A 26,860-nucleotide genomic window follows, 5' to 3' on the forward strand; every position below is an offset into this window, starting at 1 on the left:
TCCCCCTCTCCCTCCGTTCATCGGTGCGAACGCGCCGCTGGATGAGCACCGGACGCCAACTGCCCCACGCGTGCCGCCCCGCACCGGGAACGTCCCGCCGGGCCGTCTCGTTCTCCGAAGGTCCCGTCGCCTCGCTGCCCTGGGAGCACCATGCCCGAAACCACGTCCACCGTGTCCGCCGCACCCACCGTGCCCGCTGCACCCGCCGTGCCCGCTGCCGCGCCCGCCGCGCCCGCCCGCCTTGCGCCGCTCCGCGCCCAGGCCGAACGCCTGGTCGAGCTGGGGGTGCACGAGCTCGTCGGCCTGTCCGCGGCCGAGCTTCGCGCCTTCGCCGCAGCCGCCGAGACCACTGCACCTGCCGACGGCGCCCTGCTCGCCGTTCACCCGGACCGCGTTCCCGCCTCCGCGCTCGCGCCACTGCTGCGCCGCGAGGGACTGCCCGGCTTCGTCGTCGTCGACATGGCGGACGTCGACGACTTCGCCCCGCTGGACACGGTCGAGTTGCCCGACGCCCCGCTCTACCTGCTCTCCGGCCTCGACCGCGGCGACCGGATGGCCAACTGGAGCCCGGACGAGGCGCTGCCGGCCCTCGCGGCCGAGGACCGGACGCCGCTGCTACTCACCGAGGGCATCCACTGGGTGCTACAACAGCCCGAGGTTCTGGAACGCAACCACTGCTTCATGACCATCGGCTCCCGCCTGCGCAAGCCCAACGGCACACTCGACGCCCGCACCCCGGCGATCTGGATCAGCAACGGTACCGGGCGCGACGGCCGCGAGCGCCGCAACGCCCCGAAAGTCGGCTGGTGCTGGGCGGGCAACCGGCACACCTGGCTGGGCTTCGCCTCCGCGACGAGCCGCAACCCGTAGCCTCGGCACACCGACGCACGGCCGGACCCGCCCGGACCTCGACGCCCCGGCGGCCCGCCCCCCCCCCCCCGGAGCGCCCGAGCCTCCGGCGGGCCCGTACCCCCGGCGGGCCCGGGTGTCGTTCGCAGTACCGTCGGGGTCGAACGGCCCGGGCCCCGACCGGCCCACACATCCTCGATGCGGCAGGAGCGACAGCATGCACCAGCTCACGTACGGCGACATCAAGGCGGCCGGCGACCGGATCGCCGGACGGATCCGGCCCGTCGCGGTTGCCCCGCTCGGCTTCGGCGGCGATGTCCCCGACGGCTTCTCCGGTGCCGGCGCTTCCGGTGCGGAAATCTGGGCGGCGCTCGAACTCCTTCAGCACACGGGCTCGTTCAAAGCCCGGGGCGCGCAGAACTTCGTCCAGGCGCACCGGGACGCCGGCACGCTCCCCGACGCGGGCATCACCATCGCCTCCGGCGGCAACGCGGGCCTGGCGTGCGCCTGGGCGGCGCAGCAGCACGGCGTCCGGGCGACCGTGTTCCTGCCGGAGAACGCGCCGGCGGTGAAGGTGGCCCGGCTGCGCGGGTACGGGGCCGAGGTGCGACTGGCGGGCCGCGAGTACGCGGAGGCGCTGGCGGCCTGCGAGGAGTTCGCGGCGGCCTCGGGGGCGCTGGCCTCGCACGCCTACGACCACCCGCTGATCGCGGCCGGCGCGGGCACCCTGCTGGACGAGATCCTGCGCCAACTCCCTTCCATGGACACCATGGTGGTGTCGGTCGGCGGCGGCGGCCTGTTCGCGGGCGTGGCCACGGCAGCCCGCGAGCACGGGGTCCGCACCGTCGCCGTCGAGCCGGATGGCTCCCGGGCCCTGCACGCCGCCGTGGCGGCGGGCCGGCCGGTGGACGTTCCCGTCGACTCGGTCGCCGCCGACTCCCTCGGCGCCCGCCGCGCCTCCGCGACCGCCCTGTGGGCCGCCCGCCAGAACGGCGTGCAGACCGCCCTGGTCCCCGACTCCGAGATCGTCCGCGCCCGCCAACTCCTCTGGGACGGCCACCGCCTGGCGGTCGAGCACGCGGCCTCCACCGCACTCGCCGCAATCACCGGCGGCGCATACCGGCCCGCCGAGGGCGAGCGGGTGTGCGTGGTGCTGTGCGGAGCCAACACCGATCCGTCCAGCCTCGCCGATTAGGAGGAACCGCCTTGGAGGCACCACTCCATGCCGTTCCGGGAAGGGTGTTCGCCCTGGCCAGCGAGGTGAGCCCAAGGTTCCTCTCCGGATGCTCGGCCGCAATGGGCAGCCACAGAGTGCAGGTGGTGAGCCCTGCCTCGGCGAGCAGCCCGAGAGCGTCGGCAATGACGCAGGGCCAGAACACCGGCCGCGCTTCGACAATTTGACACTCCGCCAATTTTCGAATCTCCGACTGTCGGACGGCGGCGCTACGGTGCCGCCCATGACCACTCACCACACCCCGGTCGCAATCGACTGGGACCGTCAACTCGCCGATGCCTTCGCGGTGATGCTCGGCCGGCCGCTGCACGAGTACGACCCGGACGCGGTGTACGCCGTCGGCGTCAGCGGCAACCTGATCCGCGAGGTCGAGTTCGACCGGGACTCCGCCTGGGTGCGGCCGCAGGCGCTGAGCGGTGCCGAACCGGTGGTCTGGGACTGCTCGTTGTTCGACGGCAGCGACCGCACGCCGGTGTTCGACGCGGCCGGTTCGATCTTCGGGATACCGGCCGACCGGGACTCGCCGGCCCTGCCGGAGCCGTTCGCCTCCGCCGTCGCCGCCGCCTGTTTCGCCGACGGCCTGATCCGGGGCGCGGACCTCGCCGCGCTGCTGGTCGAGCACGGCGTCGACCTCGCCGACCACCCGGGCAGCTGGGTGGTGTTCTTCGCCCGGCTGCGCTCCGACGGCACCCTGCTGGACGCGTTCCGCGCGGCGCTCGACACCGGCCGCACCCCCGAGGAGCTGGCGCCCTTCGAGGCCGTGCCCGAGGAGGGCTGGGAGGACGGCCTCGCCACCATCGAGCACCCCGAACTCCGCGCCCACCTCGCCTACTTCCTCACCGACGGCGAGGAGGGCCTGATGCCGATGGTCGGCGACGCCCCCGCCCGGGGCCTCGACGAGCACGGCTGCGAGCCCGTCATGGGCTGGGAGGACGGCTTCGGCCAGGTCGACCTGACCATCGTCCGACTGAGCCCCCGGGTCGCCGGCACCCGCGGCTGAACCCCTCGCCGCCCCGTCCGGAGATCCCTCCCGGCGGGGCGGCCCTGGCGTGCCGAACCGGCCTTCCCCTCACGCCAGTTCGAGGATCAGCTTTCCGGTGTTCGCGCCGCGGAACAGCATCTGCAGGGTCTCCGGGAAATCGTCGATGCCGCCCTTGACCAGGTGTTCGCGGGCGGTGAGCCGGCCGTCGGCCAGCCAGCCGGCCAGCTCGCGGGCGGCCTCCCGGTAGCGGGCCGCGTAGTCGAACACCACGAAGCCCTCCATCCTGGCCCGACGCACCAGCAGCGCAAGGTAGTTGGACGGGCCCTGCACCGCGTTCTCGTTGTTGTACTGGCTGATCGCGCCGCAGATCACCACCCGGGCGTTCAGCGCCAGCCGGGCGAGCGCGGCGTCCAGGATCGGCCCGCCGACGTTGTCGAAGTACACGTCGATGCCGTCGGGCGTGTGGTCCCGCAGCGCCCGGCGGACGTCCCCGGCCCGGTGGTCGACGGCCGCGTCGAACCCCAACTCCCCGGTCAGCCAGGCGCACTTGTCCGCACCGCCGGCGATGCCCACCACCCGGCAGCCCTTCACCTTGGCGATCTGGCCGACCAGGCTCCCGACCGCGCCGGCCGCCCCGGAGACCACCACCGTCTCGCCCTCGCGCAGCGCCCCGACCTCCAGCAGGCCGAAGTACGCCGTCATGCCGGGCATGCCGAGCGCGCCCAGGTACGTCGGCAGCGGAGCAAGGCCGGCGTCGACCCGGTGCGCGCCACGCCCGTCGGAGAGCGCGTACTCCTGGACGCCGAACGTCCCCGTCACGAACTCGCCGACCCGGAAGTCCGGATGGGCCGACTCCACGACCTCCACCACCGACCCGGCCCGCATCACCTCGCCGATCCCGACCGGCGGCAGGTAGGACGGCCGGTCGTCCAGCCACCCCCGCATCGCCGGATCCACCGACAGGAACCGCGTCCGCCCCAGGAACCACCCCTCCTGCGGCGACTGCACCGGCTCCTCGACCGAGGCCCAGTCCTCGGGCCGGGCGGAACCCACGGGGCGGCGGGCGAGACGGATCTGACGGTTCATGGCCGGCACAACACGCTCCTGCGGGACGACGATCACGACTACTGACGCGACACCGCCGACGGCCGGCGGCCCGCCCCGAGTCTAAGCAAGCGCTCAGTCACCTGACCAGACGGCGGCCCACCCCGATCCACTCCGATCCACCCCGATCCACCGCGCCCGGCGGCTCAGACGACAGCGGGCACCGAATGGCGGTCGCGGAAGGTGAACGCGTCCGGCCCCGAGCCGTGGTCACGAATCCGCGCGATCCGCCCCATCGCATCGGTCAGGCTCGGACGGTGACCGGCCGGCACCCACCACAGGGCCTGGTGCGGCCCGTCCGGGCGCTCGAACCACTCCCGACGACGGCTCAGCACCCGCAAGTGGTCGCTGCGGAAAGCGTATTCCCACAGCGCCTCGACCGACTCCCACACCGAACAGTTGATCTGGAACCGCGGATCGACCACCTCCGGGAACGCAGCCTTCGCCTCGTCGTCCGCATCGTCCACCATCCGCCACACGAACCCGGGGCTGCGCTCGGCCAGCGCGTTCATCCCCCCGAGCTGGGCGACGAACTCGGCGACCCGCGGGTCGCCCTGCGGCGCGACGAGGCGGCCGACGTTGATCTGTGCGAGATGAAAACCCGTCATGGGCCAAGCATGGCCCGACCGGAGATCTAACGTCAACGACTTTTGTTTTTAGAAACCCGCCGGGGAACCTCGCCCCGGGCGCCCGGCAGTCGGAGCGCTCCGGCAGCAGTGGACCCGCGGTTGGGCGCGCGAAGGTGGACAGATCCAGGGCTCGGGAGCCGGGAGCCAGACTCCCGATCCGGAATCCTGGATCCGGGGAGAACCGTGCGGCCCCGGCCCTGCGAACACCGCGACCCGGCCCTGCGTCACACCTTCGAGCGGAATCCCGTCCCCGCCGGGCGGGAACATCCCGGACGTGACGAACACCGACCGGAGCATCCGGTTCCAGCCCGGCACCACCGTGGTGCGCCGCGACGTCCACGCGGGGCGGGTGTGGACGGCGAAGCCCCAGCGGGTGATCGCCGACACCGGGCACGTCCTGACCCTGGCCTGCTGGCCCGGGATCGAGGGCCTCGCCCCGACGACCTGGATCGACTGCCAGCGCACCGGCGACGACGACGCCCGCCAACAGGGCCTGGACGACCTCGCCGCCGGCACCTGGGCACTCGGCCCTCACCGTTGGGAGCGCACCGCGGTCCTGTCCCACTACCTGGCGGGAGAATGGTTCTCCGTCCACTGCTTCCAGGACGCCGCCACCGGCCGGCCGATCAGCTGGTACGTCAACTTCGAACTCCCTTACCGCCGCCACCACGGCGGAATCGACACCATGGACCTCGCCCTCGACCTGGTCGTCACCCCCGACCTGACCGGACACCACTGGAAGGACCGCCAGGAGTACGACCGCCTGCGCCAGCTCGACGTGATCGACGACCACCTCCACCACCAGGTCCAACAGGCCCAGGGCCGCGCGATCTCGATGCTCGACAACCGGGCGGAGCCGTTCGCCGCCGGCTGGCAGACCTGGGCGCCGGACCCGTCCTGGCCCCTGCCGCTGCTGCCGGACGACGTCGACGAGACCGGCTCCGCTCCTCGGCACCGGCGGTAGCCGCAGAGCCCGACGTACGCACTCGCCGCGCGACGTGGTGTTCGTGCGGCCGGGCCGGCATCCGATCCACGAACTACCCCATTGGTCAAGCCTGTTCGACAGTTCCCCGACTCGCTGCGCGCGGTGGCCAGTACGGTGAGCGACGTGGTCGCCGTGGGGCGCCGTCGAGGGAGGGACGACGTGGGGCAGCAGTTGGCGCGGGTGCCATTGGAGGACGGGGGCTCGATTCTCGTCGAGGCGGCGGAGAGTGCGGCGGGGCCGGTGAAGGCGGGGCGGGTCGGTGACGCGGTCCGGGATCTTCCGACGAGTCTGGGATCGGCACTGGATCCGGTGACCGACATGGCGCGCACAGTGCTGCGGCGGCTGCGGGACGCGGGACCGGACGAGGTGGAGGTCGAGTTCGGGGTCGATCTCTCCACCGAGGCCGGGGTGGTGATCACAAAGACCGCGGCCAACTGCCACCTGACGGTGCGTGTGGTGTGGCGCAAGGACGAGACCGGCGCTCCTTCGGTCGACGGCCCCGGAGCCCAGGGCGAGCCGGCGGCCTGACCGGCCTCGACGCCGGACACATTCACGTCCCCGCCGTAGTCGAACCCCTCCACCGTGGCGAATACGGCTTCGTAGGCGATGGCCCGAGCCAGCAGCACCAGGTCGTCCCGGTCTGCCCCCGCATCCAACAGGCGTCGAGCGGCCGGCACCTGTTCCACCGCCCCCAGGGCGGCCCAGCCGTCGATCGCCTCCCGCCACAACGCTCGGAGCAGCACAAACCGCGCCAGCTGCGGCCGGTTCTCGTCGATCTCGGACCGCACCCAATCCGGCGCGTCACCTGCACCGAGGGCCTCGAACTGCCGTCGAAGCGACTGCGCCGCGGCTCGCGGCTCGCTTCGACGGGGTGAGCCAGGACAACCACGACTGCCATGTCGCCTCGACATCATTCGTCGCACCAGGATGCCGCACCAGACGCCGGCCTCAGCGAGATCGACAGTCCGCCCGGATCCCGGTGCCCAGCACCGCCGCTCGACGCCGTTTCCGGTGAACGTCCGCAGCACTGGAGATCCCCGCCTGCTGCTCAAACCACTGACCGATCGCTGCTGCTCCACGTGCACGGAGCCGGCCTGGGCTCGCCCACACCGAAACAACCAACTACTCCGCTAATATGACGGAGCGTCACCGGTGAAGATTCGGTGCAATGGCCGACAGGCGGTGCACCGAGATCACCGGCCGGTCAGCCGGTCAGCCGGTCAGCCGGTCAGCCGGTCAGCCGGTCAGCCGGGCACGGTCACGGTCACGGTCACGGGGGGTCCGATGAAGCCGGTAAAGAGTCTTGAGCCCGTGCGGCTGGTCCTCGTGGCCGCAGGCCTGGTGTTTCTGCTGACCGCGGTCAGCAGCATGTTCACCCCAGGGGTCGGGGCGCAGGTGTTCGGGGCCGTTCTCGTGGCGGCGTCCGCGGCGTGGTGCTTCCAGGCAGCCCGAATGGGGCTGGTCATCGATCAGAACGGCATCACCGAACGATCGATAGGACGCCCCCGCCGCACCCCCTGGCAGGACGTCGAGGAAGTCGCGATCCACGACGGACGGTCGAGCGACGGAACCGACTTCTGGCTGATCGCGCTGCGGCTGCGCGACGACCGGGAACTGCGCGTGCAGTCGACGGCGAGCAGTGACCGGAAGAACGTGGAGGACGTCGGCCGCCGGCTCCTCGCCCTGCGGAGCGCCGCCCTCCCCCGCGAGGACTCCGTCGGCCTGACCGTCGTACCGGGGGACCCGGAGCAGAAGAACGGGAAGCTGTTCGGAGACCCGGTCGTCGGGCCGGACGGCGTCCCGGTGGCGGTCCGGCTGAGGGGCCCCAACGGGGTGAACCTGAACTGGGGCGCCATGGCCCTGCCGGACGGCATCCTGATCGGGCTCGTCGCTGCCGTGCTCATCGGCCTCGGGACCCTGGTGTCGGCCCTCGTGCGCCGGCTCCGCAAGAAGCCGGGCTATCGGCTGACCGTCGAAATCGGCGGACCGGAACCGCGCAGTCTCACCCTCTCCTTCCACTCCCGGGCGCAAGCCGCGAAACACGCCCGCAGCCTGGTCGCCGCCATCGGCGAGCACGGCGCAGCCGCAGTCCACGGCACCCCCGGAACGCGCCCGGGCCCAGTCGCCACGAATTGACGGCCCTGCCCCCCGAGCCTCTCGCCGCGGCGCCCACCGACCGAAGTCGATGCTTTGGGCTCCGTGACGGGTTTCGAGCTTTCAGTTCCCCACGGCACCACGGTGTGGTGTTCGTGCAGCTGTGCGGGCTGCCGATCGGCGAACTCTTCGATCGGATAAGCCCGTTCGGCAGTTCGTCGCCTCGTTTCGCGGCGGTGCCAGTACGGTGTGGATGCGGGCGCCGTGGGGCGCCGTCGAGGGAGGGACGACGTGGGGCAGCAGTTGGCGCGGGTGCCGTTGGAGGACGGGGGCTCGATTCTCGTCGAGGCGGTGGAGAGTGCGGCCGGACCGGTAAAAGCGGGCCGAATCGGTGACGCGGTCCGGGATCTTCCGACGAGTCTGGGATCGGCGCTCGATCCGGTGACCGACATGGCGCGCACGGTGCTGCGGCGGTTGCGGGACGCAGGACCGGACGAGGTGGAGGTCGAGTTCGGGGTCGATCTCTCCACGGAGGCCGGCGTGGTGATCACGAAGACCGCGGCCAACTGTCATCTGACGGTGCGTGTGGTGTGGCGAGGGAGCGAGGCCGGCGCTCCTTCGGTCGACGGTCCCGGGGCCGGCGGCGAACCGGCGGCCTGATCGGATGCTGGTCGAACGGGGGACGGCGCGGGCCGGGGCGGTGGACGGCCTGCCCGCGGCCGTCGCGCAAGTCTGCGACGGGGCCGGGCTGGTGGTGGGGGCGGGCTTCCTGGTCGCCGACGGTCTGGTGGTGACGTGCGCGCACGTCCTGGTGGACGGCGGCTACGGGCCCGGTGCGACGGTGACGCTGGTCTTCCCGCACGCGCCGGGCGCTCCGACGGTCACCGGCCGGGTGCTGGAGGACGCGTGGCGCGAGCCGCACGAACAGGACGTCGCGCTGGTGCAGTTGGAGCGGACGGCGGGGGTGGCGCCGTTGTCGCTGGGGTCGGCGGCGGGCGCTCGGGGGCACCGGGTGCGTTCGTTCGGGTTCCCCGTGCAGGCGCCGCCGGGCGGGCACTTCGGGTTCGCCACCGCCGGCGGCCTGCTGCCGGCCGCCGACACGGTGGGCGAACTGCTGCAGCTGACCGACGCCAACGACCTGACACAGGGCTTCAGTGGCGGACCGGTCCTGGACGAGGCGACCGGCCTGGTGGTGGGGATGCTCACCGCGATCACCGCCCCCGACAGCCACGACCGGGGCCTGGGCATCGCCTATGTCACCCCGACCTCCGTCCTGCGCGAGGCATGGCCCGCACTCCAGGCACGCGACGTGTCGCCCTACCGCGCGCTGGAGCCGTTCACCGCCGAACACGCCCACTGGTTCCGCGGCCGCGAGGACGCGGTGCGCCAAGTCCTCGCGGGACTCGCCGGCGGGCGACGGGTGGTGCTGCTCCTCGGCCCGTCGGGTTCGGGGAAGTCCTCTCTGGTCCAGGCGGGGGTGCTGCCCGCGCTGGCCGCGGGGCGACTGCCGGGCAGCGACCGCTGGCGCCAGGTGCTCACCCGTCCGGGCCCGGACCTGCCGGCCGCCCTCGCCCGGGCGGGCCGGCCCCCGGCCGAGGCCGGGGGAACCGGGGCAAACACCCCGGGCGGGACTGCCGATGGGGTCCGTGAATCCCGTGTTGTGCTGGTCGTCGACCAGTTCGAGGAAATCCTCGCTCCCTCCGCCGGCCCCCAGGCCCTCCATGCGCTCGCCTGGATCACCGCCGCGATCCGCTCCAACGCGACCCTGAGCGTGATCCTGGTGATGCGCGACGACTTCTACCCCCGCCTGTCCGCGCTCGCCCCGGACCTGCTGGAGGCCGCACTCCAGGCAAGAGGCGTCCTCAACGTCCCTGCCACCCTCAGCACTTCGGACCTGGACGCGATCGTCACCGGCCCCGCCCGCGACCTGGACACATCCTTCGACCCGGGCCTCGCCGAGCAGATCATCGCCGACGTCCTGGCCCTCAACCCCCGCACCGCCGGCACCCCCGACGCGCCCGTCACCGTCCTGCCCCTCCTCGAAGTCGCCCTCACCCGCCTGTGGGAACGCCGCCTCGACCACGACGGCCGCCTCACCCACGACGCCTACCGCCGCATCGGCGCCGTCACCGGCGCCCTCACCGACTGGTGCGACACCGCCCTGCGCGAACTCACCACCCCACAACGGCAGATCGCCCGCAGAATCCTCACCGCCCTGGTCCGACCCGCCGACGCGTCCCTGAACATTCCCGCGGCACGCCAGCAACTCCCCCTCGGCGAACTACGCGAACTGGCCACCGACAACGCCACCCCCGACGCACTACGGGCCGTGGACGAGGTCCTGGCAGTGCTCTCCCGCCACCGCATCGTCACCACCGACCGCGTCCACGACAGCGGACGGCCGGACGGCGTGGAGGGGACGGCGGTGGCCGAGCTGGTCCACGACGCGCTCATCCGCGACTGGGACACCCTGCGCAGATGGGTCGAGCAGGACCTCCGCTTCCACGACTGGCTCCACCGCGCCCGCCAACAGCACACCCGCTGGCAGGAACACCGCAACCCCCAGGACCTGCCCACCGGAACCCTCCTCGCCGAAGGCACCGACTGGTCGAACCACCGCCGACTTCCCGGCGGCCTGGACGACTTCCTGGCAGCCGGACGCCACCGCCAACAGGCCGCCGCCCGACGCAGCCAACGCCTCAACACGGTCCTCGCCACCGCTCTCGCCCTCGCCCTGATCGCCTCAGGCGTGGCGTTCTGGCAACAACAGTCCGCAGTCGCCGCCCGACAGATCGCAGTCGCCGCCCAACAGGTCGCGAACGCGCAACGGCTGACCGCACAGTCCCGGCAACTCGCCGCCCAGTCCGCCGCCCTGACTGTCAGCAAGCCCGAACTCGCGGCCCTCCTCGCGGTCGCCGCCTACAACACCAGTCCCACCGCAGAGGCCGCCGCCGCCCTCAGTGCCGGCGCGCACTTTCCCCTGCGTCGCCGCCTCAGTGTCAGCAGTACTGGTGGCGTGGATTCGGTGGAGTTCAGCCGGGACGGGCACCTCGTTACCGGCAGCAGCGGCAACACCGTGCAACTGTGGGACGTGACCACCGGCAAGGCCACCGGCAGCCTCCCCGGCGACCCGGGCAGTCGCAGCGCGACGTCGGCGGCATTCAGCCCGGACGGGCACACCGTCGGCACCGCCAGCGCGCACGGCGCTGTCCAGTTGTGGGACACGACCACCGGCAGAACCGAGACCCTCACCCACGACGCAGGTACCACGAGTGCAGTGGTCTTCAGCCCGGACGGACGCACCCTCGCCACCGGCGGCAAGGACGGCCAGGTTCAGTTGTGGGACACGGCCACCGGCAAGGCCACCGCCACTCCCCCTCGCCACACTGATGTGGTGTGGTCGGTGGTGTTCAGCCCGAACGGGCACACCCTCGCCACCGGCGGCGAAAGCGGCCCCGTGCAGTTGTGGGACATGGTCACAGGCAAGACCACTTTCACCGGCCAGAGAGGTCGCGTGTGGTCGGTGGCGTTCAGCCCGGACGGACGCACCCTCGCCACCAGCGGCGAAAATGGCTTCGTGCGGTTGTGGGACACCGCTACGGGCGCCGGCCTCGCCACCTTCACCGGCTACACCGGTATCGAACGGTCGGTGGCGTTCAGCCACGACGGCCGCACCCTCGCCATCGGCTGCGACGACGGCATCGTGCGGTTCTGGGACACCACCGTCGGCACGACCGCCGCGGCCACGGCCACCGTTGCCAGCCACACCGGCGCCGTGCGGTCGGTGGCGTTCAGCGACGACGACCACACCCTCGCCACCGGCGGCGAGGACGGCAGCGCGCGGCTGTGGGACACCGACGCCATCAAAGCTGTCACCACCTTCACCGGCCACATCAGTTCGGTGCGGTCGGTGGCGTTCGGCCCGGGCGGGCACACCCTCGCCACCGCCAGCAGCGACGGCAGCGTCCGACTGTGGGATGCGACCACCGGCAAAACCACCGCCACCCTCGTCCTCACCCCCGTCACCGACAACATCGAGTCGGTGGAGTCGGCGGTGTTCAGCCCGGACGGGCGGATCCTCGCCATCGCCAGCATTGACGGCAGCGTCCGACTGTGGGACCCAGCCACCAATAGGACCACCGACCTCATCGACCCCACCGGCCACATCAGTTCGGTGCGGTCGGTGGTGTTCGGCGGCCCGGGCGGGCGCCTCCTCGCCACCGCCGGCAGCGACGGCAGCGTCCGACTGTGGGACACCGACACCGGCGCGAACCTCGCCACCCTCTCCTCCGTCACCGACAACGTCGACTCGGCGAAGTCGGTGGCGTTCAACCCGGACGGACACACCCTCACCATCGCCGGCATCGACGGCAGCGTCCGGCTGTGGGACCCAGCTGCCAATAGGACCACCGACCTCGTCGACCCCACCGACCAGACCAGTTCGGTGCGGTCGGTGGCATTGAGCCCGGGCGGGCGCATCCTCGCCACCGCCGGCAGCGACGGCAGCGTCCGACTGTGGCACACCGACACCCGCAAGACCACCGAGCTCGCCGACTTCACGGATGCCGTGGATTCGGTGGTCTTCGGCGGCCCGGACGGGCTCATCCTCGCCACCGCCGGCAGCGACGGCAGCGTCCGACTGTGGGACACCGACACCGGCGCGAACCTCGCCACCTTCACCGGCCGCGGTCCCGTGACGTCGGTGGCGTTCAGCCCGGACGGCCACACCCTCGCCGCCGGGAACGACGACGCCACCGCGCGGCTCTGGTACTACACCGCTCCGGGCGATGCGATCCGTACGATCTGCGCGGCCGCCGCGCGCGACCTCACCCCAAAGGAGAGGGCGGCGTACCTGCCCCAGTCCTCCGAGCCTGTCTGCCGTCCATGAGCCTTCCGTTCAACGACCCCGCCTTGTCGGACGTACCGCCACCACCCTCCGACCGCCCCGTATCACGCCCGGGCCTACCGTCCGCCGCTCTTCGGGCCGCGTGACGGCACCGGTCAGCATGCCCCCGGCCGCCGCCATGCCCGGTGACCATACGGTGCGCTGGACCTTCAGGAAGTGTTCCGAACGGCCGGGCCGCAGGCGGCAGTCGGCGACCCGCCGGAGCGCGGCGCGTTCGAGTGCGTGCGACAGGCCGTGCGCGTCGCCCGCCCCCGTACTCGGGTCGTCGGCTCGTCGGCTCGTCGGCGCTGTCTACGGGCGGGCGTTCCGGGAGAGCGAGACGCAGCAGCCGCCCGCGCATGCGTCCATCGTCGGCGACCACTCCTCCCCCGCCAGGCCGTCCAGCAGCGCCAGGTTCATTCCGCACACCAGGCCCGGGAACTCCGCCGCCAGCGCGTGGAACGGACAGTTCCTCAGTCGCAGCACCTCGCCGTCCCGGAACGGTGCGTATCCGCGGGCCCGCAGCACCTCCTCCAGGTCCGCCCCCGACCCTGCGGCCTCCGGGTCCGCCGCGCCCGCGGTCCTGGCCGCGGCCTGCAACTCGAGGTCCAGCCCGGCCTGTTCCACCGTCTCCGCGAGCAGCCGGCCGGCCGTGTCGTAGGACCGCGGCGGCACCGACACCGCGAACTCGCCCTCCGCCCGCCGGTACAGCTTCGCCGGCCGTCCCGCGCCCGGCCCGGTCCGCCCCGACAGCCGCCGGTACGACACCGCCAGCAGCCCGGCCTCCACCAACTTGTCCAGGTGGAACGCCGCCAGCGACCGGGACACCCCAGCCGCCTCCGCCGCCGCGTCCCGCCCCACCTCCTCGGGCGCCCCCGCCACGTGCCGGTACAGCCGCCGCCGCACCGGGTCCGCCAGCGCACCCAGAACCGCGTACGAGTCGTCGTCCTCAGCAGTCATCCGGCGAGTCTATGACCAACGGTCGTACCCGAAAGAGGCCGATGGCGCGAATCCGCTGCCCGCAGGGGCGACGTTGCGCCATGCTCGCCGGATTCCCCGCCGCCAGTATCTACACCTCTGTAGAGTGACCCTGACCGATCGGACTCGAAGGAGGCCCGCAGTGCTCCCTCCGCAGCTGCAGACCGACCCCACCTGGTCCCCGCCGGAACCCGAAGTCCGCCCCGCCTACCAGCCCGTCGAAGTCCGCCTCGACCGCACCGAAACGGACCCCGAATCCTGGACCCTGGGCCGCATCAACGCCTGGTGGCACGCCCCGGACGGAACGACCTGGTGCCGCCTGCGCCTCATCGGCGCGGACCCGACGTGGTGCCCGTACGACCCGGAGCGGATCCTGCTGCTGCCCACGGTCGGGATCTGACGAGCTGTCGAACCCGGCTGCGCCGGCTCCCCGGTGCAGCGAGCACCGCTTCGGACACCGTCACGCCCGCCTCCGACGGTTCCGGTAGTCGCACCTCGTCGCGCTCTTCGGCACGCCGGGCGCGTCCGGGCCGGACATCCATCCCTCGGGGCAGCGCAGCACCGCCTCGACGAACGAGGTGGGCGGCAGGTAGTGGTGGCGCTCCACGTAGTGGGCTATGAGCGTCGGGGCTGCGAAGACCTCCTTGGGGGCGCCGGGCACGCGGATCTCGCCGTTGCCCAGCCGGACCATGGCGCCCTTGTGCTCGACGGCCAGCAGGCCCGCCTGCCTCTCCTGGTACGGGCACAGCTCGCAGCAGTGGAAGCCCCGGGTGAGGTTGATCTTCTGCCGGCTGAGGATGTCGAGCAGCCGCGCGAGGAACTCCACGGGACTCGGCCCGGACGTGTACTCGTGCTTTCCGCTCAGCCAACCCACGTTGACCCGATGGTAGGCGGGCTCGAACTCCGCGAAGTAGGCCCCCTCGGCCGCCACGGTCTCGGCCGCCACGGTTTCCTCGCGGAGGTAGCTGTACCTGCTCAGATCACGGAAATAGGTCACAGCGCTGTGTAGCACACGCCGACAACCACCCTGAGCAGCCAGGGGTCTGCGGCGCCTCGCGGTCGGCCCTCGCGGTCGGCCCGCGCGGTCGCGTCACGAGACTCCGGGGGCGTCCCCGGCGTGGTCCCAGTGCCGCGGGTCGCCCGGGCGCGGGCGGTAGCGGGAGCGGCCCGCGTCGCCGTAGCGGCCCAGGTGCGTCAGGAGGGCGGCTCCGTCGGCGAGTTGGGCGGCGTCCCAGTCGGTGACGTCCAGCAGCAGTCCGTCGAGCGGGCCGCCGCACAGCTCGCGGTACACGTGGCCGGCCCGGGGCCCTGGGTCGTCGTGGTCCGCACCGTATACCCGGCCCCGAAACAGCTGTTCGTCGCGCTCCTCCATCGCACCAGGCTGACATCCGGGTCCGACAACGGCGCCCTCGTCCCGTCCCGGCCGACCCGGCCGACCCGACCTGGCCAGCCCGATCGGGCCCGGCCGCAGGAGCCGCGGTCGGGCCCGGGACGGTCGGGAGGTCAGCGGCGGGTGCCGCAGCTGGGGCAGAACGCGGAGCCGGCGGGGACGTCCGCGTGGCAGGAGGTGCACTGCGGGGGTTGGGCGAGGCGGAAGCCGCAGGACGGGCAGAAGGGGGTGCCGTGGGTCTCGGTGCTGCACTGGGGGCAGACGAGTTGGCGTGGGGCGGTGACGTCGAAGTTCCGGGCCTGGGACTGGCCGTGCTCGTACGCGTTCTGGGTGACGGCGTCGTTGAGGCCGCGCTGCTGGGCGGCGACGGCCTCGGCGGCGGTGTCGGGGGCGCAGTCCAGGCAGAGGCCCTGGGCGGCGTTCCAGCAGCGTTCGCAGACGTAGTGGGTGCAGCGGGCGCAGCGGTTGAAGTGCTGCTGGGCGTTGCCTATGGCGCGTTCGAAGGCGGCGTCGCGGCCGCTGCCCCAGTTGGCGCCGGCCAGGCCGTCGGCGGCGTTGGTCAGGCCGCTGGAGGCGCTGCCGCCGAGCAGGCTCCAGGCGGCGTTGACGCCCTTGTTGATCCAGCCCGCGGCCTGTCCGCTGCGGAACGGTTCGAACGGCGAGCGCCACGTGTCGTAGCAGCGCGAGCAGGAGAACTCGAATTGGAATCCCGCGCCGGTGCCGTGCTGTTCGCTCAGGTCGCGGTAGTTGTTGCTGAAGTAGATCTCACTCATGTCCGCCGCCCTACTCCCACACTGATCACAGTTTCGTCGCACAGGCTGCCACACATGGGTGCGGAGCCGGAACTGGAGCCCGTCTGCGCTGCGGCCCGGTGACGGTGCGTCAGCGGCCGAACAGGACGGGTCCCAGCACGGAGGGACGGAACAGCGCGCTCGGCGGTTCCACCATCGACACGACGCGGTGGAACGCGGCGGAGACGGTAGCGTCGGTGGTGGCGCGGGTGAGGACGCGGTCGAGGTAGCGGTGCTGGAGGCGGACGACGGGGCCGCGCTCGCCGCCGATGGTGCCGGCGAAGCGGACGTCCTCGTTGCCGGCGATCACCCAGGGGTGCCGGGTGACGCCGCAGATCGCCCGGCGGGCCTCGCGGACGGTGGCGGTCCCGAGTCCGCCGTGCCGGCGGGCGGCTTCGCGCAGCGCGCGGGCGCCGAGCGCGGCGACGCTGATGCCCTGCCCGTAGACCGGGTTGAAGGTGCACGCTGCGTCGCCGAGGGCGAGGAAGCCGGGCGGGTCGGTCCGCTCGTGGCGCCGCCAGATGCTCGGGCCGGGCACGAACCCCCGGGCGGGGCCGACGGGTTCGGCGCCGGCGATGGCCTCGGCGATGACGGGGTCGCGGAGTTCGCCGAGCTGCTTCTCGAACTCCTGGGGCTGGATGGACGGTTCGAAGCCGCGCATGCCGCCGAGGCTGACCAGCCAACGGTCGCCCTCGACGGGCAGCAGGACGGCGAACCGGCCGTGTTCGGGGGCGCGGGTCTGCACGTCGAGGGCGAGGTGGTCCTCGCGTCCGGGCGGGCGGTGGTAGAACCGGCTGGCGTAGGCGACGCCGGCGTCGATCCGTTGGACGGGCGTGGTGGGGAAACCGAGGCCGATCAGCCACCGCCCCGAGCGGGTGCCGCGCCCGGAGGCGTCGATCACCAGCTCGGCGGAGAGTTCGGTGACGGGAGCGCCCTCGTGGCCGCGTTCGCGCAGCTGCACGCCGCTGACGCCGTGCCGGCCGCCGAGCAGGCCGACCACCTCGGTGCCCTCCAGGATCTCGATCGACGGCTCGTTGCGGACGCGGTCCAGCACGGTGCGGTCGAGTAGTGGCCGGCTACAGCTGAGGATCGTCACCTCGCTGTCGTAGGGCGCGAGGTGTCCCACCGCCGTGAGCACCGGCAGGCCGGTCGGGATGGACACCAACCGGGCTCCGGCGGCGAGCAGTTCGGCGAGCGCGCCGGGCATCAGCTCGTCGATGGTGCGGTGCCCGGCCTCCAGCAGCAGGTGCCCGTGCCGGCCCTGCGGCACGCCGGGCCGGAAGTCCACGCCGTCGGGGTAGCGGTCGCGTTCGACCACCACCACCCGGCTCGCGACGTCGCGCAGCGCCCATGCGGCCAGGCACCCGGCCAGTCCGCCGCCGATCACCACCGCCGTACCGCGGTCCCCGACCGCCCTCCCCGCAGGACTCATGCCCCGTACAGTAGGCGACGCGAAGCGCACCGTCACCGGGGCACGCACACCGGGCCCGGGGCCGCGGGCCGACGTGCGCCGATTTCCTGCCATGGCGGCAGCCCGCTCGCCGCCGGCCGACCGGCTGCCGCCGGCACGGCCCAGGAGGCGTCCGCAGCAACCGGCATGCAGCTGGGTGCCCCCGGCCACCGGCTGATCGACCGCGTCTCGACCGCGCCTCGACCGCGCCCGAGCGGCGGGAGCCTGTCCCGGGTCAGGTGAGCAGGATCGGGTTGGTCAGCGCCGCCGGCCGCCCGTCCGGGTGCCGGACCTCCACCCGGACGAAGGACGTCTCGGCGGCCTCGACCCGCATCCCCGGCTCCCACGGCGCCTTGCCGCGTTCGGTGTGGACGCGCACCTGCGGATCGCGGACGCCGGACAGCCGCAGGTACAGCCCGGCGGGGCGGCCTGCGGTGTCCAGGCGCTCGCCGATGCCGGCCCGGCGGCCGTCCGCCTCGGCGGTGAACTCCAGTTGGACGGCGGAAGATTCGGCGATCCAGCTGCGTCCGGCGCGCAGCGCGGCGAGGATCGCCGGGGGGCTGAGTTCCTCGGCGAACACCACGGTCTGCGGGGTGCCGAGCTGGCCGCGCAGGTGGGTGTCGCTGTTGCCGAGGGCGGGCTGCCAGTGTCCGGCGCGCACTCCGGCGGCCAGGCGGCGGCCCCATTCGGCGTGCGCGGCATGGTTGTCGGCGTTCCACGGCCGGTCGGAGGCCCAGGCGCCGTTCCACACCTCGACCGCGTCGAACGCCTCCAGCGGGAACATCAAGTCCCCACCGGGGTACGGCGCGTGGGGGTGCGCGGCGACGCACATGCCGCCGGCCGCCCGCACCTCGCGCAGCGCCCGGTCGAATGCCGCCGAGCCCACCCGGTGCTGCCAGTCGACGAGTTGGCCCGGGCGCAGGCCGAGCGCCAGCCAGTGGCCGGTTCGGGTGGTGACTTCCTGGCCGAGCAGGATCAGCAGGTCGTCGCCGTCGAGGCCGTCCCAAGCACCGGGCGGGGCAGCGCAGTTGTGCTCGGTGGCGACCAGGAAGTCCAGCCCGGCGGCGCGGGCCGCCGCGGCCAGTTCGGCGGGGGTGAGCTCCCCGTCCGAGTGCACCGTGTGCAGGTGGCAGTCTCCCCGGTACCAGCCCGGTCCTCGCGTCCGTCCGCCCATCGTCCACCTCCGCACGGTCAACGGCTCCGTGCGCTCAACGGCTCTGCGCGGACAGGGAGTTCCTCCGGAGGCTCAGCCGAGGGCGAACCAGGGGGACGGGGCGTCCTCCAGCGCCTTGCCGAGCAGCAGGGTGTCGTTGACGGAGAGCGGCGGCAGGGCGTCCAGCGGGAACCACTCCACGGCGAGCGACTCGTCGTCGTTGACGTGGGCGGTGCCGGCGAGGAGACGGCAGCGGAACGCGACGTTGAGGAACTGCACCTGGTCGCCGTTGGCGCAGACGGATGCGGGGAGGGTGTGCACGCTGGTGATCCGCTCGGGGCGGACGGTGACGCCGGTCTCCTCCAGGACTTCCCGCACCACCGCGTCGGCGGGCTGCTCGCCGGGTTCCATGATGCCGTGCAGCAGCGCCCAACGGCCGCTGTCGGAGCGGCGGTTGAGCAGGATCCGGCCGTCCTCCACAAGCACCGCGGTGACCCCGGACAGCCACAGCGGGGCGTGGCCGATGTGCTCGCGCAGGTCGAGGATGAACTTCGGGGTGGCCATACCTGCACCCTAGGCAGTGACCGCGCGGCCGATCAACCACCGCTGTCCCGTGTCGACGGACCACGGACCGGAACCCGAGGCGGGAGGCGGACCGGAACCCGGGACAGAGCGCGGGCCGGAACGCGGTGCAGAACCCGGGAGAGCGAGCGGGCCGGAAACGCGGAACGCCGCCGCCGACCCCCGAAGGGGCCGACGGCGGCGCACCGGCGTCAGAGACCGCGGTCAAAGAGCGCCGTCAGAGACCGGCGCGGAACCGACGTCGCGTCAGGCCAGCGTGGCGATCGCGTCGTTGAAGGTCTTCGACGGGCGCATCACGGCGGCGGCCTTGGCCGGGTCGGGCTGGTAGTAGCCGCCGAGCTCGGCGGGCTGGCCCTGGACGGCGATCAGCTCGTCGACGATGGTCTGCTGCTGCTCGCCGAGGGCCTGCGCGAGCGGGGCGAACGCGGCGGCGAGCGCGGCGTCCTCGGTCTGGGCGGCCAGCTCCTGGGCCCAGTACAGGGCGAGGAAGAAGTGGCTGCCGCGGTTGTCGATGCCGCCGAGGCGACGCGACGGCGACTTGTCCTCGTTGAGGAAGGTGCCGGTGGCGCGGTCCAGGGTGTCGGCCAGGACCTTGGCGCTGGCGTTGCCGGTGGTGGAGGCCAGGTGCTCGAAGGAGGCGGCCAGCGCGAAGAACTCGCCGAGCGAGTCCCAGCGCAGGTAGTTCTCCTTGACCAGCTGCTGGACGTGCTTCGGGGCGGAGCCGCCGGCGCCGGTCTCGAACAGGCCGCCGCCCGCCATCAGCGGGACGACCGACAGCATCTTGGCGCTGGTGCCCAGCTCCAGGATCGGGAACAGGTCGGTCAGGTAGTCGCGCAGCACGTTGCCGGTGACCGAGATGGTGTTCTCGCCGCGGCGGATGCGCTCCAGGGAGAGCTTGGTGGCCTCGACCGGGGAGAGGATCTGGATGTCCAGGCCCTCGGTGTCGTGCTCGGGGAGGTAGGTCTTGACCTTCTCGATCAGCACGGCGTCGTGGGCGCGGCCCTCGTCCAGCCAGAACACGGCCGGGTCGCCGGTGGCGCGGGCGCGGGTGACGGCCAGCTTGACCCAGTCCTGGATCGGCAGGTCCTTGGTCTGGCAGGCGCGGAAGATGTCGCCCGGCTGGACGGCCTGCTCCAGGACGGTCTCGCCGTTCAGGTCGACCAGGCGGACGGTGCCGGCGGCGCCGATCTCGAAGGTCTTGTCGTGGCTGCCGTACTCCTCGGCGGCCTGGGCCATCAGGCCGACGTTCGGGACCGAGCCGATGGTGGCCGGGTCGAGCGCGCCGTGGGCGCGGCAGTCGTCGAGGACGGCCTGGTAGACGCCCGCGTAGGAGCTGTCCGGGAGGACGGCCAGGGTGTCGGCCTCCTTGCCGTCCGGGCCCCACATGTGGCCGGAGGTGCGGATCATGGCCGGCATCGAGGCGTCGACGATGACGTCGCTGGGGACGTGCAGGTTGGTGATGCCCTTGTCGGAGTCGACCATGGCGAGGGCCGGGCCCTCGGCGATCTCGGCGTCGAAGGAGGCCTTGATCTCGGCGCCGTTGGGCAGCTTGTCCAGGCCGGCCAGGATGCCGCCGAGGCCGTTGTTCGGGTTCAGACCGGCGGCGACCAGCTCGGGGCCGAACGCGGCGAAGGTCTTCGGGAAGAAGGCGCGGACCACGTGGCCGAACAGGATCGGGTCGGAGACCTTCATCATGGTGGCCTTGAGGTGCACCGAGAACAGCACGCCCTCGGCCTTGGCGCGGGCGACCTGCGCGGCCAGGAACTCGTTCAGCGCGGCGGCGCGCATCACGGAGGCGTCGACGACCTCGCCGGCCAGCACCGGGACCTTCTCGCGCAGCACGGTGACGGCGCCGTCCTCGGTGACCAGCTCGATGCGCAGCGCACCGGCCTCGCCGATCACGGCGGACTTCTCGGTGGAGCGGAAGTCGTCGACGCCCATGGTGGCGACGTTGGTCTTGGAGTCGGCCGACCAGGCGCCCATCCGGTGCGGGTGGGTCTTGGCGTAGTTCTTCACCGACAGCGGGGCGCGGCGGTCCGAGTTGCCCTCGCGCAGCACCGGGTTGACGGCGGAGCCCTTGACCTTGTCGTAGCGGGCGCGGATGTCGCGCTCCTCGTCGGTCTTCGGCTCGTCCGGGTACTCCGGCAGGGCGTAGCCCTGGGCCTGCAGCTCGGCGATGGCGGCCTTCAGCTGCGGGATGGAGGCCGAGATGTTCGGCAGCTTGATGATGTTCGCGCCGGGGGTCTTGGCCAGCTCGCCCAGCTCGGCGAGGGCGTCCGCGATGCGCTGGTCCTCCTGGAGGTACTCCGGGAAGACGGCGATGATCCGACCGGCCAGCGAGATGTCACGGGTCTCCACGCTCACACCTGCGGTGGCGGCGTAGGCCTGGACAACCGGCAGGAAGGAGTACGTGGCGAGGGCGGGGGCCTCGTCCGTGTGGGTGTAGATGATGGTCGAGTCAGTCACCGTAGCTCCAGCTTCCACGTCTGCAACGTCTTGACGTCAAGATATCTCGACTCGGGGGCATCTCCGCAACCAACCCCCCGTACGGGTCCCCCGACGGGCTTCACCGGCACCTCTCGCACGCCCCTCACCGCCGCTCCGCCCGGGCCCCGATGTTGCGGGCCATTCCGCCGAAGACGACGGCGTGGAACGGGGCGACCGACCACCAGTAGGCCTGGCCGGCCAGGCCGTGCGGGTGGAACAGGGCGCGCTGGCGGTAGTGTGCGCCGTCGCCCTCGGGGGTGACGGTGAGCTCCAGCCAGGCCAGGCCGGGCAGCCGCATCTCGGCGCGCAGCCGCAGCAGCCGGCCGGGTTCGATCTCCTCGACCCGCCAGAAGTCCAGCGAGTCGCCGACCCGAAGCCGCCCGGGCGAGCGCCGGCCGCGGCCCAGCCCGACGCCGCCGGCCAGCCGGTCGAGCGCCCCGCGCACCCACCAGGCCAGCGGGAACGAGTACCAGCCGTGCTCGCCGCCGATGCCCTCCACCACCTGCCAGAGCGCCTGCGGGTCGGCGTCCACGTGCCGCTCCCGGACGTCCTGGTAGAGGCTGCCGCCGGCCCAGTCGGGGTCGGTGGGCAGCGGGTCGCTGGGCGCGCCCGGCAGTGCGGCGGAGGACCAGCGGGTGTCGACCTCGTCGTCCCGGATCCGGCGCAGCGCCAGCGTGACGGCCCGGTCGAAGCCGATCGGGCCGCCGGGCGGGTCGGGGATCCACCGGGCCAGGTCGTGCTCGGCGCACACCACCTCGTACCGCAGCGACTCGACCAGCGGCCGGGCCAGCGCGCCGGGGACGGGCGTCACCAGGCCGACCCAGTGCGAGGACAGGCCGGGGCTGAGCACCGGCGCCGTCACGATCAGCCGTCGGCGCAGGCCCGCCAGCAGGGCGTAGCGCTGCATCATCGCGCGGTAGGTGAGCACCTCCGGTCCGCCGATGTCGAAGACCCGGTCGGTGTCGGGGCCGTCGGGCAGGCCGGCCGCGCCGACCAGGTACCGCAGTACGTCGCGCACCGCGATGGGCTGGATCCGGGTGTCCACCCAGCGCGGGGTGACCATCACGGGCAGCCGTTCGGTGAGGTGCCGCAGCATTTCGAACGAGGCGGACCCGGAGCCGATCACCACGGCGGCCCGCAGCTCGGTGACGGCCGCTCCGCCCTCGCGCAGCGCCCGCCCGGTGGCGACCCGGGAGCGCAGGTGCGGCGAGAGCTGCCCCTCGGGGACGTCCCGGGGCACCAGCCCGCCCAGGTAGATGATCCGCCGGACACCGGCCCGGGCGGCGGCCCGGCCGAACGCGCGGGCCGCCGCCCGGTCCACGGCCTCGAAGTCCGGTCCGCTGCCGAGCGAGTGCACCAGGTAGTAGGCGACGTCGACCCCGTCGAACGCCCCGTCGAGCGTCTCCGGCCGCGTGACGTCCCCGGCCACCGCCTCCACCGCAGCGCGCCACGGGTGGTCGCGCAGCCGCGCCGGTTCGCGCACCAGGCACCGCACCTGATGCCCGTCGGCCAGCAGCTGCGGCACCAACCGCCCGCCGAGATACCCGGTCGCCCCGGTCACCAGACATCGCACCGTCGCCGCCTCCTCGCTCCCCGGTCAGTTCAGCCGATCATCCTCGCCCCGGCGATCCGAGGTCCCGGTGGTCCGAGGTTCCGGCGATCCGGGCGCGGCGATCCGGGCGCGGCGGTGGGCGGCCACCCGTTCGCGGGTGGCGCAGCGGCGGGAGCAGTAGCGGCGCTCGGGTCCGCTGCCGGTGGTGAGGTAGACGTTCCGGCAGCGGGGCGCGGCGCAGCTTCCGCCGGGCGGGCGGCCCCGCTCCCACAGCAGGACGGCGAGGGCCAGGCAGGACGCGGCGATCAGCCACTCGTCCCACGGCGCGTCGTCGTCGTGGTCCAGGTGGGGGTGCCAGCCGGTCGCGCCGCCGTGGGTGGTGAGCCTGAGCGGGCCGGTGTGTTCGCGCAGCAGCCGGTTGAGGGCGGCGGCCGCCCGGTCGGTGTCGGGCGCGTCGAACACCTCCCGCAACCGGCCTGCGGCCGTGCGCAGCGCGTCCACGTCGTCCGCGGTGACGTCGACGGGCTCGGGTTCGCCGTGCGCCCGCAGGATCGCGGCCAGCTCGGCGGGGGCGGGCGCGGGGTCTGCGGCGTAGGCGTTGATCACCGCGACGGCGCGGGCGGCCGAGGTCGGCACGGACGGGCGCAGCGGCGGCTGGTCGATGGGCACGCCGGCAATGTAACGCACCTTGCCGAGTTTTCCGTTACCGAAGTAGCGTCCGGCGCATGATCAGGTGCACTCCCCTGGCGAGGTGCCCCTGGCCGGGGCCACGACGGCCCGGACCGGCGACGAGATGTCCGGACCCGTGCTGCTGCTCGCCGCCTTCGCGGCGCTGGGCCCGACGGGCGACGCGTCCGCGGTCCTCGCCGCCCTGACGGCCGCCTCCGCGCTCGGCGGCCCGCTCCTCGGCATCCACCTGGACCGCGCCCGCCACCCCGGCCGCCTCCTCGCCGTCGCCCTGGCCCTGTACGCGACGGGCCTGCTCGCCGTCCTCACCACCCTGGACCACGCGCCGCTGCCCACCGTCCTGCTCCTCGCCGCCACGACCGGCCTGCTCGGCCCCGCCCTCTCCGGCGGCTGGACGGCCCAACTCCCCCGCGTCGCCCGCCACCTCCCCCGGGCCAACACCCTCGACGCCATGACGTACGACGCAGCCGCCCTGACCGGCCCGGCCCTGGCCGCCGCCACCGCAGCAACCCTCGGCCCGGCCACGGCAGTTCTGCTCGCCGCCGGCCTGATCACCGCAGCCCTGCCCGCCGCCTGGACCCTCCCGCCCAACCCCGCCCCCGAACACCCCACCGCCACACCCTCGTTTCCCCCACCAGCCGCAGCAGACCGCGACACCACGACCACGCGCCCCGAACTCATCACCACCCCTGTGGAGTTGCCCCTCGATCCCGACCGCCCCGAACCCACCGCCGCACCACCAGCACCGACCACACATCGACCCAGCCCGGACCCCACGACCACCCGGCCCCAACCCACCACTTCTCCAAGAGGGTTGCCCACCGATCCCGGCCGCCCCGAACTCGCCCCCGCACCACCAGCGCCGGCCGAACACCGACCCAGCCCGGACCCCACAACCACCCGGCCCCAACCCACCACCACCCAAAGGCCGTTCACCCCCCACCCCACCCGAACCCGACCACCCCGGGACCAGCACCCCCCGCCCACCGATCCCGAAAACGCCTCCCCCGGCCGGGCCACCGGCTCAGTGCGCTCCGAACTCGCCTCCGGACTGCGCGCGTTGACGTCCAGCCCGACCCTGGCCCGGGCGACGGCCGTCTCGGTCGGTGCCAGCGCGGGCCAGGGCATGCTGGCGGCCTGCCTGCCGCTGCTCGGCGAACGCGCACTGGGCGGCGCGAGCCGCGGTCCGCTGCTGCTGGCGCTGACGGCGGTGGCGGCGCTCTCCGCGAACGCGGCTCTCGCCCGCCGCCCCCACCTGCTCCCGCCGGATGCCGCGGTCTGTCTCGGCGCGCTGCTCCAGGCCGCCGCCCTGGCCCTGGCCGCCACCGGCCGGCCGTTCGCCCTGGTCGCGGCGGCCGCCCTGGCGGGCCTCGGCGAAGGCCCGCAGCTGAGCGGCCTGTTCGCCGTCCGTCACCGCGAAGCGCCCGCCCGCCTGCGGGCCCAGGTCTTCACCACCGGCGCCAGCCTCAAGATCACCGCCTTCGCCCTCGGCGCCGCCCTGGCCGGCCCGATCGCCACCCACTCGGTACCGGCCGCGCTCCTCCTCGCCGCCGCGCTGACAGCCGCCGCGACGCTCCGCCGCCCTCCCCTGCCCCGACCACGGGCCGAACACTGAACTGCCCCTGATTCGCCGGGCGTTCACCCCGATCCGACCCTCAAAAGCCTCTCGCCGAAAATCAATTGCCTTACCGCGAAGCGAAGTTGGACACCACTGCGGCGATCCGGTCGGCGACGTACTCGGCCTGGACGTCCCGGCCGAGGGCGTTCGGGTGGGCGTACCAGGGCAGGGTGGTGGCGCCGAGCTGGAGTTCGGAGGGTTCGAGCAGGCCACCGATGCCCCGGGCACCGCCGTCGCAGGCGGTGTTGTTCCCGGTCACGGCGTACAGGTCGACGAACTGGGCCCCGGCCTTCCTCGCGGCGTGGGCCATCACGGCGTTCAGCCGGGCCTCGACCTGGTCGATGAGGCGGAGCGCGTCCGGTGGGATGTCGGCGAACGGCAGTTCCTCGGTGCCGGGGACGACGGCGCCGCACAGCGACACGTCGCGGGGCACCAGTCGCGGGTAGCCGACCAGGACCGTCGCGGCCTTCTCCTCGGTGACGTACGCGATGCGGTCGAACATCTCCTCCAGCGCGAGATCTACCCGTTCCATCCCGTCGTCCAGCCACTCCCTGCCCCGGCCGGACGCGAAGAACCGGCGGCACTCGCCGGCCGGGGAGTCCGCGTCCACCGGCACGGCCGGCACCAGCGCGCCCTCCGGACCGCGCAGCCGCTCGGAGCACTGCTTGAGGATGCGGACGAAGCCGAGCGTGTTCCCGCCCGTGCTGCCGACCACCAGGCGGGTGTCCGCGCCGAGTGCGTCCTGCTGCGGCGGCACCGTCAGGTCGGTGCCCGGCACCACCTGCTGGCTCGTCCAGAAGTTCTCGACGGTGGCGGACGCGCAGGAGCGGTCGGCCCGGACTTGGAGCGGGACGCCCCGTTCGGCGAGGCGGCGGGCCGCCACCGCCGGGTAGTTCTGCTGCGACCGGAAGCAGTACAGGCCGGGCGGCGCGGTGTCCGCCGAGGGCGCGATGCCGTAATTGCCGGTGTACGAATCGCCTATGAACACCGTCGGCACCGCCTCCGCCGCCCGGGCCTGACCACCGCCCACCGACACCCCGGCCGCCGCGCACACCGCCAGCGCGGCCGCCCCGCCCGACGCCACCATCCACCCGACCGATACACGGACCACACCTCTCGCCGGCCGTCCAACGACGCGCGCCACCATGGCACTTGCAGTCAACCCGCCCCAGCACGCGGACAGCCGCACATCCCACCCGACCTCACCCGGACGGCCGAGCGCACCGGACGCGCTCCACCCGTCCCGCAAACCTCGCGCACCCTGGCATGTCCGCACATGACAGACCGTCACAAGGGCGGCTTCAAGCCGTATCCGACACCAAAACAGCCGCCCGGAGACGTCGGAATTCCCTGGATCCGACCCCGGAAGAACCCTTCTTCACCACCCCGTCCAAGAAGCCCTACCTTGGC

General features: G+C 73.1%; 23 protein-coding genes. 10 read left to right on the forward strand and 13 right to left on the reverse strand.

What is annotated here, in order from left to right; all coding sequences use genetic code 11:
* Window positions 1–150: 150 nt before the first annotated feature.
* The 3 genes from ACIQF6_RS20300 to ACIQF6_RS20310 all read left to right on the forward strand — a co-directional run bounded on the left by ACIQF6_RS20300 (window position 151) and on the right by ACIQF6_RS20310 (window position 3,083).
* Window positions 151–870 carry a DUF5701 family protein gene (locus ACIQF6_RS20300; protein WP_400896821.1) on the forward strand — a complete coding sequence of 240 codons (720 nt, stop codon included), beginning with the start codon at window positions 151–153 and terminating at the stop codon, window positions 868–870.
* A gap of 196 nt (window positions 871–1,066) precedes the next feature.
* On the forward strand, window positions 1,067–2,044 hold the full coding sequence (locus ACIQF6_RS20305) for a threonine/serine dehydratase (protein WP_400896823.1): 978 nt from the start codon (window positions 1,067–1,069) through the stop codon (window positions 2,042–2,044).
* Window positions 2,045–2,306: 262 nt separating this feature from the next.
* Complete coding sequence (locus tag ACIQF6_RS20310; RefSeq protein WP_400896825.1) at window positions 2,307–3,083, forward strand: hypothetical protein; 777 nt, start codon at window positions 2,307–2,309, stop codon at window positions 3,081–3,083.
* A 69-nt stretch (window positions 3,084–3,152) separates the two neighbouring features.
* Here ACIQF6_RS20310 and ACIQF6_RS20315 read toward each other — a convergent pair whose 3' ends face one another.
* Both ACIQF6_RS20315 and ACIQF6_RS20320 read right to left on the reverse strand, forming a co-directional pair.
* On the reverse strand, window positions 3,153–4,151 hold the full coding sequence (locus tag ACIQF6_RS20315) for an NADP-dependent oxidoreductase (RefSeq protein WP_400896827.1): 999 nt from the start codon (window positions 4,149–4,151) through the stop codon (window positions 3,153–3,155).
* A 164-nt stretch (window positions 4,152–4,315) separates the two neighbouring features.
* On the reverse strand, window positions 4,316–4,777 hold the full coding sequence (locus ACIQF6_RS20320; protein WP_400896829.1) for a DUF3291 domain-containing protein: 462 nt from the start codon (window positions 4,775–4,777) through the stop codon (window positions 4,316–4,318).
* A gap of 295 nt (window positions 4,778–5,072) precedes the next feature.
* Here ACIQF6_RS20320 and ACIQF6_RS20325 point away from each other — a divergent pair, with 295 nt between their 5' ends.
* The 5 genes from ACIQF6_RS20325 to ACIQF6_RS20345 all read left to right on the forward strand — a co-directional run bounded on the left by ACIQF6_RS20325 (window position 5,073) and on the right by ACIQF6_RS20345 (window position 12,765).
* On the forward strand, window positions 5,073–5,762 hold the full coding sequence (locus ACIQF6_RS20325; RefSeq protein WP_400896831.1) for a DUF402 domain-containing protein: 690 nt from the start codon (window positions 5,073–5,075) through the stop codon (window positions 5,760–5,762).
* Between the two features lie 180 nt (window positions 5,763–5,942).
* Window positions 5,943–6,311, forward strand: coding sequence for a CU044_2847 family protein (locus ACIQF6_RS20330; RefSeq protein ID WP_400896833.1), 369 nt, complete (start codon window positions 5,943–5,945; stop codon window positions 6,309–6,311).
* 624 nt (window positions 6,312–6,935) lie between these two features.
* Window positions 6,936–7,919 (forward strand): PH domain-containing protein, encoded by a 984-nt coding sequence (locus tag ACIQF6_RS20335; protein WP_400896835.1) that lies wholly within the window; start codon window positions 6,936–6,938, stop codon window positions 7,917–7,919.
* Window positions 7,920–8,168: 249 nt separating this feature from the next.
* A complete protein-coding gene (locus ACIQF6_RS20340) occupies window positions 8,169–8,537 on the forward strand; it encodes a CU044_2847 family protein (RefSeq protein ID WP_400896837.1) in 369 nt (122 codons plus the stop codon).
* A 4-nt stretch (window positions 8,538–8,541) separates the two neighbouring features.
* The gene (locus ACIQF6_RS20345) at window positions 8,542–12,765 is read left to right on the forward strand and encodes a trypsin-like peptidase domain-containing protein (protein WP_400896839.1); all 4,224 of its coding nucleotides are present in this window, start codon (window positions 8,542–8,544) and stop codon (window positions 12,763–12,765) included.
* 309 nt (window positions 12,766–13,074) lie between these two features.
* On the opposite strand, the gene ACIQF6_RS20350 is transcribed toward ACIQF6_RS20345, so the two are convergent.
* Entirely contained in the window at window positions 13,075–13,722 is a 648-nt protein-coding gene (locus ACIQF6_RS20350; RefSeq protein ID WP_400896841.1) for a helix-turn-helix transcriptional regulator, read from the reverse strand.
* A 160-nt stretch (window positions 13,723–13,882) separates the two neighbouring features.
* Here ACIQF6_RS20350 and ACIQF6_RS20355 point away from each other — a divergent pair, with 160 nt between their 5' ends.
* Window positions 13,883–14,140: a hypothetical protein gene (locus ACIQF6_RS20355; protein ID WP_400896843.1), complete on the forward strand. Its 258-nt coding sequence runs from the start codon at window positions 13,883–13,885 to the stop codon at window positions 14,138–14,140.
* A gap of 60 nt (window positions 14,141–14,200) precedes the next feature.
* Here ACIQF6_RS20355 and ACIQF6_RS20360 read toward each other — a convergent pair whose 3' ends face one another.
* The 9 genes from ACIQF6_RS20360 to ACIQF6_RS20400 all read right to left on the reverse strand — a co-directional run bounded on the left by ACIQF6_RS20360 (window position 14,201) and on the right by ACIQF6_RS20400 (window position 23,808).
* Window positions 14,201–14,737 (reverse strand): hypothetical protein, encoded by a 537-nt coding sequence (locus ACIQF6_RS20360; protein WP_400896845.1) that lies wholly within the window; start codon window positions 14,735–14,737, stop codon window positions 14,201–14,203.
* Window positions 14,738–14,830: 93 nt separating this feature from the next.
* Window positions 14,831–15,112, reverse strand: coding sequence for a hypothetical protein (locus ACIQF6_RS20365; protein WP_400896847.1), 282 nt, complete (start codon window positions 15,110–15,112; stop codon window positions 14,831–14,833).
* Between the two features lie 131 nt (window positions 15,113–15,243).
* Window positions 15,244–15,903: a zinc ribbon domain-containing protein gene (locus tag ACIQF6_RS20370; protein ID WP_400896849.1), complete on the reverse strand. Its 660-nt coding sequence runs from the start codon at window positions 15,901–15,903 to the stop codon at window positions 15,244–15,246.
* Window positions 15,904–16,012: 109 nt separating this feature from the next.
* Window positions 16,013–17,353: an NAD(P)/FAD-dependent oxidoreductase gene (locus tag ACIQF6_RS20375; protein ID WP_400896851.1), complete on the reverse strand. Its 1,341-nt coding sequence runs from the start codon at window positions 17,351–17,353 to the stop codon at window positions 16,013–16,015.
* Between the two features lie 253 nt (window positions 17,354–17,606).
* Window positions 17,607–18,545: a CehA/McbA family metallohydrolase gene (locus tag ACIQF6_RS20380; RefSeq protein WP_400896853.1), complete on the reverse strand. Its 939-nt coding sequence runs from the start codon at window positions 18,543–18,545 to the stop codon at window positions 17,607–17,609.
* Between the two features lie 72 nt (window positions 18,546–18,617).
* Window positions 18,618–19,088, reverse strand: a complete 471-nt coding sequence (locus ACIQF6_RS20385) for an NUDIX hydrolase (protein WP_400896855.1) — start codon at window positions 19,086–19,088, stop codon at window positions 18,618–18,620.
* Between the two features lie 264 nt (window positions 19,089–19,352).
* Window positions 19,353–21,572, reverse strand: coding sequence for an NADP-dependent isocitrate dehydrogenase (locus tag ACIQF6_RS20390; protein WP_400896857.1), 2,220 nt, complete (start codon window positions 21,570–21,572; stop codon window positions 19,353–19,355).
* Between the two features lie 124 nt (window positions 21,573–21,696).
* Window positions 21,697–23,166: an SDR family oxidoreductase gene (locus ACIQF6_RS20395; RefSeq protein WP_400896859.1), complete on the reverse strand. Its 1,470-nt coding sequence runs from the start codon at window positions 23,164–23,166 to the stop codon at window positions 21,697–21,699.
* Window positions 23,167–23,190: 24 nt separating this feature from the next.
* Window positions 23,191–23,808 carry a CGNR zinc finger domain-containing protein gene (locus tag ACIQF6_RS20400; RefSeq protein WP_400897277.1) on the reverse strand — a complete coding sequence of 206 codons (618 nt, stop codon included), beginning with the start codon at window positions 23,806–23,808 and terminating at the stop codon, window positions 23,191–23,193.
* 88 nt (window positions 23,809–23,896) lie between these two features.
* Between ACIQF6_RS20400 and ACIQF6_RS20405 the strand changes: the two genes are divergently transcribed.
* Window positions 23,897–25,447 (forward strand): MFS transporter, encoded by a 1,551-nt coding sequence (locus tag ACIQF6_RS20405; protein ID WP_400896861.1) that lies wholly within the window; start codon window positions 23,897–23,899, stop codon window positions 25,445–25,447.
* A gap of 70 nt (window positions 25,448–25,517) precedes the next feature.
* Here the strand turns inward: ACIQF6_RS20405 and ACIQF6_RS20410 are convergent, their stop codons facing one another.
* Window positions 25,518–26,537 (reverse strand): SGNH/GDSL hydrolase family protein, encoded by a 1,020-nt coding sequence (locus ACIQF6_RS20410; RefSeq protein WP_400896863.1) that lies wholly within the window; start codon window positions 26,535–26,537, stop codon window positions 25,518–25,520.
* Window positions 26,538–26,860 lie beyond the last annotated feature (323 nt).

This window comes from Kitasatospora sp. NPDC092948 (assembly GCF_044754805.1).
Classification (GTDB): Bacteria; Actinomycetota; Actinomycetes; order Streptomycetales; family Streptomycetaceae; genus Kitasatospora.